Here is a 10,137-nt window from a genome sequence, read left to right as displayed (position 1 = left end):
TCGGAGGATATTATGTATCAAAAAAAAATAAAAGAAAATAATGAAAAAAAAGTTTTTCATTATATATATCAAAAAAGAGAAAATCTTTCAATTGCAGATATATCTAATGATTTAAATATAAGTTTTCCTACCATAAAAACAATTATAAATAAATTTTTAAAAGATAATATTATAAAGGAAGATTTAAAAGTAGGAACAGGAGCAGGACGAAAAGCTCAAAATTATTCTCTGGAAAATAATTTTGTTTATAGTATTGGAATTTCTGTACATTTAAAAGAATTGAAAATAGTTCTCGGAAATGAAAGAGGAGATATCATAAAAGAAACTATTATTAAAGAAAATTTTTTAAAAAATAATCTAATAGAAAAAATAGATGAAATTTTAGAAGAATTTTTATTGGAAATAAATGAACAAGTTGAAAAAAAACTTATTGGAATTGGAATTTCTGTTCCTGGAATTGTTGACAAAGAAAATAATATAATTGAAATAACATCTTCATTAAGAATTCCTTTGAATAAAATTCAAAATTTATCCCAAAAATATAATAAAAAAATTTTAATTGATAATGAGGCAAATTTATGTGCTATAAGTGAAAAATTTTTAGGTTTAGGAAAAGAATTCCCAAATTTTATTGTTTTAAATATTGGAGATATTTTGAATATGTCCACTTTTACTGAAGAAGATGATTATGGAAATTTTTCGTTCAAAGCTTCAAGAATTAACCACATGAATATAAACTTTCAAGGGATTTTATGTGAGTGTGGAAATAGAGGTTGCTGGGGAAAATATGCCTCTGAAATTGCCCTTTTAGAAAAATTTAATAACTTAGATAACAATATCACTAAAATAAAAGATATATTTAAAAATGATTATTTGATAAATGAAAACTATTCTAATCTCTTTAATGAATATATCGAATACTTAGCTATTGGGATTAAAAATATTATATTTTTATATAATCCTGAAAAAATAATTATTTCAGGAAAATTATCAAAATATAAAGAAAATTTTAAAAGTGAATTATTAGAAAAAATTTATAGTAATAATATTTTTTTTAGAGGAAAAAATACAATCGAATTTTCAAATTTACAAGAGAAGGGTATTTGCCTAGGTGCCGCTATGCTTCCTATAATTGATGAATTATTTTAAAAAGAGCAATATTATTTTAAATATTGCCCTTTTTTATTTTTTTATCAATAAAATTTTTTATAAAAATAATTAGAAATATAGATATTATAATTATAATACTGTAAGTACCTATATCCTTTATTACTTTTTCTCCATAGTAATATACTAATACCCCTTGAGGAAAGTGTCTTAAGATTCTGCTAAAAACTACTCCTAATAAAAATGTTTTAAATTCTATTTCAAGAATCCCTGCTGCTATAATATATCCTTCAAAAGGTATTGGTGTAAATGCAGATGTCAACAATGTTAATAAAGCATTTTTTTCATACATTTTTTTTATTTTAACAAATATTTCTGATTTTAAATATCTATTTTTAATTGGTCCACTAATTTTTCTCCAAAATAAATAACCAATTATGCTACCTAAAGTAGAGCAAATTAATAAAATTATTAATAAATACGCCACTTTTTCTCTTGAAGAAAGATATACTGGTACGGATATTGTCTCCATTGGAATAGGCAATATTGTTGCCTCTAACAATCCAGCTATTGCTATTCCGTAAATCCCAAACTCTTTTAATATTTCAAACATAAACTATCCTTTAAGAATTTTTTTTAATTATACCATTATGGAAAAAAATAGTAAATAAATTAAGCTAAAGCCTCTAAAGATTCTGGTAAAATTTGTCCACCGTCTATAATTAAAGTTTGGCCTGTTATATATCTACTTTCTTTTTTAGCAAAAAACATAACACCGTTAGCTATATCAGAAACATCGCCTAAAAATCCTACTGGTACACTTTTTTTCATACTATTAATATAATCATTTCCTTGCTGAACTAATCCTTCTGTTAATATATTTCCTGGCATAACTGCATTTATTGTAATTCCAAATTTAGCAACTTCTAAACAAGCTGATCTCATAAACCCTAACAATGCTGCTTTACTCGCACCGTAATGACTCCATCCCGGAAATCCTGTTACTGGTCCTGTTATTGATGATGTTAAAATTATTCTTCCATATTTTGCTCCAATCATCTTTTTTATAGAATATTTAGTTACTAAAAATGTACTTGTTACATTTACTTTTTGAACTTTTTCCCAATCATCAACATTCATATCCATTATTTTTTTTTGTGGAAATATTCCACAGTTACTACATAAAATATCTATTTTTGGAATTTTATCTATAACTTCTGCTAGCTCTATCTCTTTAGTTATATCTACTAATCTAAAATGAACACGATATCCCTTATCATTAAGCTCATTCTCTAATTTATTACCACTTTCAAAATTCATATCTAAAAAATATACATCTGCATTTTCCTTAGCAAAAGATTCTACAAGTCCTCTTCCTATACCTTTTGCTCCACCTGTAATAACAACAATTTGATTTTTAAAACTCATATTTCTACCTCCAATTAGTTGTTTATTTTATTATTCTAATTTTTTAGAAATTTCCCTTTTAAAAATCAAGAATTAATATTTTTTTAATCTGCAAAAGTTCCATTTTTTAATTGATATGTTTCTAGCTCTAAATAAGTTCTAGTAACTTGATGTAATTTATTTAAAAGGTCTCCTTCTTCTAAATATTCCCCTTTTTTCATATCAACAAGTTTTGGCTTAACTCCATCACCATCAATAAGAAGAAGATTGTCTTTTATTACTCCATAGAAATTATTTTGCACTATATAAGCATATGAACTCTCTTGAGAAACAGTAAAAAGATTTTTTCCCCAACTTGAATTTTTATAGGCTCCTCCTAAAACTCCCATTACAGTAGGAAGAATATCTACTTGAGATGATGTGATATCTTTAATTTCAGGATTAAATATATTTCCTGGTGACCATAAAAGAAGTGGAATTTTAAAATTTTCCCAATTTAAATCAAAATTTGAATCTGTTTTAAATCCATGATCAGCTACAAAAACAAAAATTGTATTTTTAGCCCACCCTTGTTTCTTTACTTTTTCTATAAACTGTCCTAAAGCTATATCTGCAAAATGAAAGGCATTTAATCTGTTAGTCAATTCTCCAAACTCATTATTTTTAAAAAGTTTGTAATTTGAATCTATATCATATGGTGCATGATTGCTTAAAGTAAAAATTGTTGCAAAAAATGGCTTTTTTAAATTATTTAAATAATCGATAGATTTTTCAAATAATTTATTATCTGGCACTCCCCATTTAATAGTTTTATCATCTTTTGAAAAATTTTTTTCGTCTATTATGTTATCCACGCCGTTTAGCTTTAAAAAACCAGCCATATTATCAAATTCAGCATCACCACCATATATAAATGATGTTTCATAACCTCTTTCTTTTAAAATCTTTGGTAAAGAATAAAATGACTTTTGACCTGCTGTAAATTCTTTAGTTACAGAAATTACTTTAGGCGACGGGTATGAAACTGTAACAGAAGCTATACCTCTATTAGACCTAGTTCCAGTAGCATAAAAATTATTAAATAAAACTCCCTCTTTTGCTAATTTATTAAAATTAGGTGTTAAATCTATTTCAGCTCCTTGAGCTCCAATATATTTTGACATAAAACTTTCCATCAATACAATTACAACATTATAATTTTTCTGATTTTTTTGTGTGTCTGTTACTCTTAGTAATGGATTTTTATCAGAAATATATTGAGCTTGTTGATCTTTTACTATTTCTCTTATATTATATTTAAGTTCATCTATTGAAAAAGTTCTTTCTAATGCTCGTCCTTTTCTTTGCTCTTTTTTTAAATTGTAATAAGATCTACCTAAAGAAAAAATAGGATTTATAGCAAATTGGTTCATATATGAATATTCTGAATAATATCCTCTTCCCCAGTCTAAAACTGCCTCTGAAAATCCACCTCTTGATGAAAATACTCCTAATGTTATAATGACTAAAATAGATACCATAGTCTTTAAATTCCCAAAGAAATCAAATCTTAAATTTATTTTTTCTAAATTTTTTTTAGTTAGTTTTATAAAGCCTATTGTTAAAATTAAAATAATTGATAAATTTGTTATAGGGTTATAGTCGTTTCCTGAAAAAAATGTAGCTACTATTTCATTCGTGTCTCCAAAGTAGTTTAAAATAGATGAATTAACATTAAATCCAAATTCTCTAAAATATTCAACATTTCCAAAACTTAAAGAACAAATGATTAAAAATAAAATACTAGTTGGGATTATGTAGATATTCTTTGCTACTCTATAATTTTTTTTATTTAGAATATAAAAAATTATAAATAAAAGTGATGTAATCACGGTGAAACTACCAATAATAGAGTTATCGAAAATCCATCCAACTTTAAATCCTTCATAAATTATTTCTTTTGGAATTTTTATTTCTTTCGGAAAAGTTCTATACAAAAAATAAATTCTACTGATTACCATCATAAAATAAAGATAGATATACTGCTTTATAAAAAATTTTAAAATTATAAAACAGTTATTTTGATTGTTTTTTAACATAAAATAAACCTCGCTCGTAATTAATTGAGTATAAATTCTAACATTTTTTTTATATTAATACAAGTTTTCTAGTCTTTCTTGAACTCTTGTAAAAAAGTATGTATCATTTATTTGAAAATCATGATAAAATTAGAGCATTGCGTATCGTAAAAAAAATATTAATTAAATATATTAGGAGTTAAATTTTATGAGTATTTTAGATGTTAAAAACGTAAGTCATGGATTTGGTTCTAGAGTTATTTTAGAAAATGCCTCTTTCAGACTTTTAAAAGGTGAACATGTTGGATTAGTAGGAGCCAACGGAGAAGGAAAATCTACATTTTTAAATATTATTACTGGTAAACTTATGCCTGATGAAGGGCAAGTCTCTTGGTGTAATCACATCACTACAGGATATCTTGATCAGTATAGTACTTTAGAAAAAGGAAAAACAATTAGAGATATCTTAAAATCTGCTTTTGCTCATATGTTTGAGTTAGAACAAGAAATTATGGATCTTTACACAAAAATGGGAGACTGTACTCCTGAAGAAATGGACATAATTTTAGAAGAAGTTGGAGAAATACAAAGTATCCTTGAAGGAGCAGATTTTTATAATTTAGATTCTAAAATTGAAGAGTACGCTGCTGGATTAGGTTTACTTGATATTGGTTTAGAAAGAGATGTTTCTGAACTTTCTGGTGGTCAAAGAGCTAAAATACTTTTAGCTAAAGTTTTATTAGAAAATCCTATGATTCTAATTTTAGACGAGCCTACAAACTTCCTAGATGAAGATCATATAACTTGGTTAAAAAATTTCTTAAAAAGCTATGAAAATGCTTTTATTTTAGTTTCACATGATATTCCATTTTTAAATGAAGTTACTAATGTTATCTATCATATTGAAAATGCAGTTTTAACTAGATATACTGGTGATTACTATTATTTTAGAGAGATGTATGAACTGAAAAAAAGACAAATAGAAGCAGCTTATAAGAAACAGCAAAAAGAAATTGCTCATCTAGAAGATTTTATAGCTAGAAATAAAGCTAGAGTTGCTACAACAAACCTAGCTAAAGATAGACAAAAAAAGTTAGACCGTATGGAAATTATCGAAATTGCTAGAGAAAAACCAAAACCAATTTTTGGATTTAAAACTGCACGTACACCATCTAGAGAGATTATTACTGTAAAAGATCTTGTTATTGGATATAACGAACCTTTAACAAAACCACTTAATTTTACAATAGAACGTAACCAAAAAATTGCTATAAAAGGTGTTAATGGTTTAGGTAAATCTACACTTTTAAATACAATTTTAAAAAGAATAAAATCTTTATCTGGAGAAATTGAACACGGACAATTCTTAGAAATTGGTTATTTTAAACAAGAAGAAGAAAGTTCTTCTATAACTGCTTTAGATGAATTTTGGAATGAATTCCCTGGATTAACTAATGCTGAAGTTAGAGCAGCTCTTGCTAGATGTGGTTTAACTACAGATCATATTACAAGTCAGATGCGTGTTTTATCTGGAGGAGAAAATGCAAAAGTTAGACTTGCTAAAATTATGAATCGTGAAATTAATTTCTTAATTCTAGACGAGCCTACAAATCACTTAGATGTAGATGCAAAAGAAGAGTTGAAAAGAGCAATTAAAGAATTTAACGGAACAGTATTAATGGTAAGCCATGAACCTGATTTCTATATGGATGTTGCTACTGAAATTTGGAATGTTGAAGATTGGACAACAAAAATAATTTAATATTAGATTTAATTTCGAAACTGCTAATAAAGTTTTTATTAGCAGTTTTTTTATTTAAAAAATTAAAAATAACTTGCATTTTTTCGCCTTTTAGTTTATAATTAATTTAAATTTGTAATAATTACAATTTTATAAAAGGAGGAAAATCATGAAATTATTAATAATAAGTTCAATATTATCTCTATCTTTAATGGCTTATTCTACTGAAAAAAATTTATTAGTTCCTGCCACTGGAACTTTAATGAAATATACTTCGCAAGATACAAAAACAAATTTTAAACCTGTTTCAGCTACTGGAACAATGTTTATTTACTCAAATAATTAATACTTACGCAAAAAAGCCCATTGATTAGATTAACTATTCAATGGACTTTTTCTTTTAAAAAACTTCCAAAAATAATTCCAACAACTATTAAAATAATAAAACTGTCAACAATTAAGTCGACAGTTTTATCTAAAAAATATTTTTTTATTTCCAAATAATGTTTGGAGCTTTTCTCGGAGCAGTTCTTGAATACTTTACATTTGGATATCCAATAACCATGCATGTGACTACAGTTTGTTTCTCTTCGATTCCTAAAAAATCTTTTATTCTAGAATTACCTTCACAAGCTCTTGTAAAAAATCCACTAAAAACAGTTCCTAATCCTAAGGCATCAACCATAAGCTTCATATTTGCTGAAGCTAATCCAGCATTTAAAGGATGCTCTGAAGTAACTACTATTAAAGCTGGTGCTTTAAAAAATAAATTATCTTCTCCTAAAGGATTTGTTATAAAATCATTATACATTTTTATCCACATTTTGGCATATCTCTTATATAAAGGATTTATTGAATTCTCTAAAATATATCCTCCTAAACTATTCAAAACTTCTAAAGTTATTTTTCTAACCTCTTGAATCTCTTCTTTTACTACTATATAGTTTACATTTTGTGCATTACTAGCTGTTTGTGTGAATCTTCCAGCTTCAATTATCTTTAAAAGCTTTTCGTTCTCTACATCCTTCTCCTTAAATTGTCTTATTGTTCTCTCAAATTTTATAAAATTTAAAAGATTATCAGGCTCAATAGTAAATTTTTCTTTATTATATTCAACTACATCATCCATACTATATTCATTTGTAGACACCGCTGCTACCGGGCATACGGCTACACAATGTCCACACTTAAAGCATGTCACATTTTTTATTACTGCCTTTCCTTCAACTAATTCAATATCTCGTACAAAACAATCTTTTACACACATTCCACAACCTATACATATTTTATCATTTACTTTAAACATTTTAAAAACGCTCCTTTCATAAATCTATTTTTTATTAAACTAATTATCTAATATTTTTAATTTTACTATAAATCTATTCTGATCTACTTTTATCTCGTATTTTATTGATGCTAAATTTAAAGCTTTGGATACTATAGATAAGCCTAAACCCATTCCATCAAATTTAAAATCTTCGGCATTTTTGCCTCTTGAAAAAGGTTGAAGAAGTTTTTCAATCTCATTTCCAAGTTTTCCTTGAAAAGTATTCTCTATAACTAAGTAATTAAATTTTTGGAAAATCTTTACATCACCACCAATAATACTATATTTTAAAGCATTTTGGATTAAATTATTTAAAACTAATTTTATAATTCTTGAATCTCCAAGTACATTCTCTGTATCTAAATTTAGATTTATATTTATATCTCTTTCTAATTCAATTATATCGTATCTTTCCAAAGCTTCCTCTATAATTTTTTTTAAATTCACACTCTCATTTCTTAATCTAAAAACTGTACTATCTAATTTAGATAATATTAATAAATTTTCAATTAATTCTTTCATTTCATTTCCAACTTTTAAAATTATTTCATAATACTTTCTTTTCTCGTCTTCTTTAATTTCTTTATGCTCAAGGAGTGCTGTTGCATGAGTACAAATAACAGCAATTGGAGTTCTTAATTCATGAGAGGCATTTGATACAAATGATTTTAAATTAGATACTGATGTCGAAAGCTCTTTTGACATTTTTTCTAAATTTTTACTTAAATCTCCAATCTCATCATTTCTATTAATTTCAATATTTTCAGAAAAATCTAATTTTGAAATTTTTCTAGCCTTTTCATTTAAACATCCTATATCTTTTGTAATTCTTTTAGAAAATATTAATCCTGTTCCTAAAGATATAGCTAATGCTACTAATGCTGTCATAATATTAAATATGTTACTTTCATGACTATGCGCTTGAATAACCGATAAAGAAGTACTTACAAATATTCCACTATCTCTTGATAACTCCTCACCATAATATAAAATCTTAGCATCATTTCCTAATAACTCTTTATCTACAAATTTATTATACGGAATATTATCTATACTATCACTTCTTCTCATCATATGACTTCCCATCATACGACTCTTCTTAGAATTTTTTATATCTATATCTATTCCTTTAGATTCTTTTATATCATAGACATAATTTTCAAAATTATTTTCAGACTGTGTTTCGTAAACAATTTTTGCATTTTGTATAACTTTTAACATTAACTCTTTTTTTCTATAAATATAAAACTTCTCTAAGAAAATAGCATTAAAAGAATAATTTATTAAAATTGTTATCAACACTATAAAGAGTGAAAATCCAAATATTTTAGTAAAGAGGTTAAGTCTAATTTTTGCTAAATACATATCCTACACCTCTTATTGATTTTATATGTTCTCCATACACTCCCATTTTTTTTCTAAGACGAGTTACTAATGTGTCTACCGCTCTCTCTTCTCCACTAAATTCAAAACCCCAAACTTCATTTAACAGTGTTTCTCTTGATAAAATTATATCTTGATTTCTAAAAAAATATTCTAAAAGTAACGTTTCTCTTTTTGACAATACTATTTCGTTATCTTCTACCATAATTTTAAAAGTATTATAGTCAAAACTTAACTTATCTAAATAAAAAAAACTATTATCCTCCATTTTCAAAAGTTTTTTTATTTTTAATATAATTACTTTTGTACTAATTGGTTTAGTTACATAATCATCAGCCCCTAGTTCTAACCCGTGAATCTCATCTAACTCTGTATCTCTAGCAGTCATTATAATTATAGGTGTTTTTGAGTATTGGCGAATTTCTTTACAAATATCCCAACCGTTTTTTTTAGGCAAATTTATATCAAGAAGAACCAATGCCGGAGAAAAAGAATAAAATTCATCTAAAGCTAAATCTCCTTGAGTTACTATTTTTATTTCAAATCCTTCATTTCCTAAACTTTTTCCTATTATATTTGCTAAATTTTGTTCATCTTCTATTATTAAAACTTTTTTTCTCATAAAAACTCCTTTTAACACAGTCCTTAAAATTTATTTTATTATACAATAAAAAGACGGGAATTCCCGTCTTTTATAATAAATTAATTTGTTTTCATTATATTCTGTTGCATTTTTGTCATGTGATTAGCTTTTATTTGATAAATCTCATTATTTAATTTTTCTACTTTTTTCATATCTGGATTTGTTGTATTCATTATTTTACTAATTTCTAATTGTTTCTCTTGAATTTTTATCATATCATCTTGCATCTGCTTTTTTAATTCTGGAGTCATATTCATCATACCCATTTTTCCCATCATATGATTTCCTCCATTTTGTTTATCCATCATTTTGCAACTCATATCTTTATTAGTCATTTCCATATTTGAAATATTCATATTATTTTTCATAAATCCATGATTCATATTCTCCATTGATGTATGTCCGTTTGCAAATGAAACTGCTGATATTACAAAAGCTCCTTGGTATTAAGTCAAGTTTTTAAACATAACTT

The 10,137-nt window shown here is 25.8% G+C and carries 10 protein-coding genes; 3 read left to right on the top strand and 7 right to left on the bottom strand.

Annotation, left to right across the window (positions count from 1 at the left end):
• Positions 1 to 12: 12 nt before the first annotated feature.
• Positions 13 to 1,149: an ROK family protein gene (locus HMPREF0202_RS01070; protein ID WP_040406015.1), complete on the top strand. Its 1,137-nt coding sequence runs from the start codon at positions 13 to 15 to the stop codon at positions 1,147 to 1,149.
• Between the two features lie 16 nt (positions 1,150 to 1,165).
• Here the strand turns inward: HMPREF0202_RS01070 and HMPREF0202_RS01065 are convergent, their stop codons facing one another.
• The 3 genes from HMPREF0202_RS01065 to HMPREF0202_RS01055 form a co-directional block, all read right to left on the bottom strand.
• Positions 1,166 to 1,720, bottom strand: coding sequence for a YqaA family protein (locus tag HMPREF0202_RS01065; RefSeq protein WP_023051615.1), 555 nt, complete (start codon positions 1,718 to 1,720; stop codon positions 1,166 to 1,168).
• Positions 1,721 to 1,779: 59 nt separating this feature from the next.
• Positions 1,780 to 2,535, bottom strand: coding sequence for an SDR family oxidoreductase (locus tag HMPREF0202_RS01060; RefSeq protein ID WP_023051614.1), 756 nt, complete (start codon positions 2,533 to 2,535; stop codon positions 1,780 to 1,782).
• A gap of 83 nt (positions 2,536 to 2,618) precedes the next feature.
• Positions 2,619 to 4,592: an LTA synthase family protein gene (locus HMPREF0202_RS01055; protein ID WP_040406013.1), complete on the bottom strand. Its 1,974-nt coding sequence runs from the start codon at positions 4,590 to 4,592 to the stop codon at positions 2,619 to 2,621.
• Between the two features lie 187 nt (positions 4,593 to 4,779).
• Between HMPREF0202_RS01055 and HMPREF0202_RS01050 the strand changes: the two genes are divergently transcribed.
• Positions 4,780 to 6,333 (top strand): ABC-F family ATP-binding cassette domain-containing protein, encoded by a 1,554-nt coding sequence (locus tag HMPREF0202_RS01050; RefSeq protein WP_023051612.1) that lies wholly within the window; start codon positions 4,780 to 4,782, stop codon positions 6,331 to 6,333.
• Positions 6,334 to 6,481: 148 nt separating this feature from the next.
• Entirely contained in the window at positions 6,482 to 6,658 is a 177-nt protein-coding gene (locus HMPREF0202_RS15045; RefSeq protein ID WP_156898026.1) for a hypothetical protein, read from the top strand.
• A 144-nt stretch (positions 6,659 to 6,802) separates the two neighbouring features.
• Here the strand turns inward: HMPREF0202_RS15045 and HMPREF0202_RS01045 are convergent, their stop codons facing one another.
• From HMPREF0202_RS01045 to HMPREF0202_RS01030, 4 genes are all read right to left on the bottom strand, one after another.
• A complete protein-coding gene (locus HMPREF0202_RS01045; protein ID WP_023051610.1) occupies positions 6,803 to 7,618 on the bottom strand; it encodes a nitroreductase family protein in 816 nt (271 codons plus the stop codon).
• Positions 7,619 to 7,657: 39 nt separating this feature from the next.
• The gene (locus HMPREF0202_RS01040; RefSeq protein WP_023051609.1) at positions 7,658 to 9,004 is read right to left on the bottom strand and encodes a HAMP domain-containing sensor histidine kinase; all 1,347 of its coding nucleotides are present in this window, start codon (positions 9,002 to 9,004) and stop codon (positions 7,658 to 7,660) included.
• Entirely contained in the window at positions 8,985 to 9,644 is a 660-nt protein-coding gene (locus HMPREF0202_RS01035; RefSeq protein WP_040406011.1) for a response regulator transcription factor, read from the bottom strand. The genes HMPREF0202_RS01040 and HMPREF0202_RS01035 overlap by 20 nt, the downstream gene beginning before the upstream one ends.
• An 80-nt stretch (positions 9,645 to 9,724) precedes the next feature.
• A complete protein-coding gene (locus HMPREF0202_RS01030) occupies positions 9,725 to 10,057 on the bottom strand; it encodes a hypothetical protein (RefSeq protein WP_023051607.1) in 333 nt (110 codons plus the stop codon).
• Positions 10,058 to 10,137: the final 80 nt, after the last annotated feature.

This window comes from Cetobacterium somerae ATCC BAA-474, from assembly GCF_000479045.1.
In the GTDB taxonomy this organism is placed as follows: domain Bacteria; phylum Fusobacteriota; class Fusobacteriia; order Fusobacteriales; family Fusobacteriaceae; genus Cetobacterium_A; species Cetobacterium_A somerae.
This window is presented reverse-complemented; position numbering and strand designations above follow the sequence as displayed.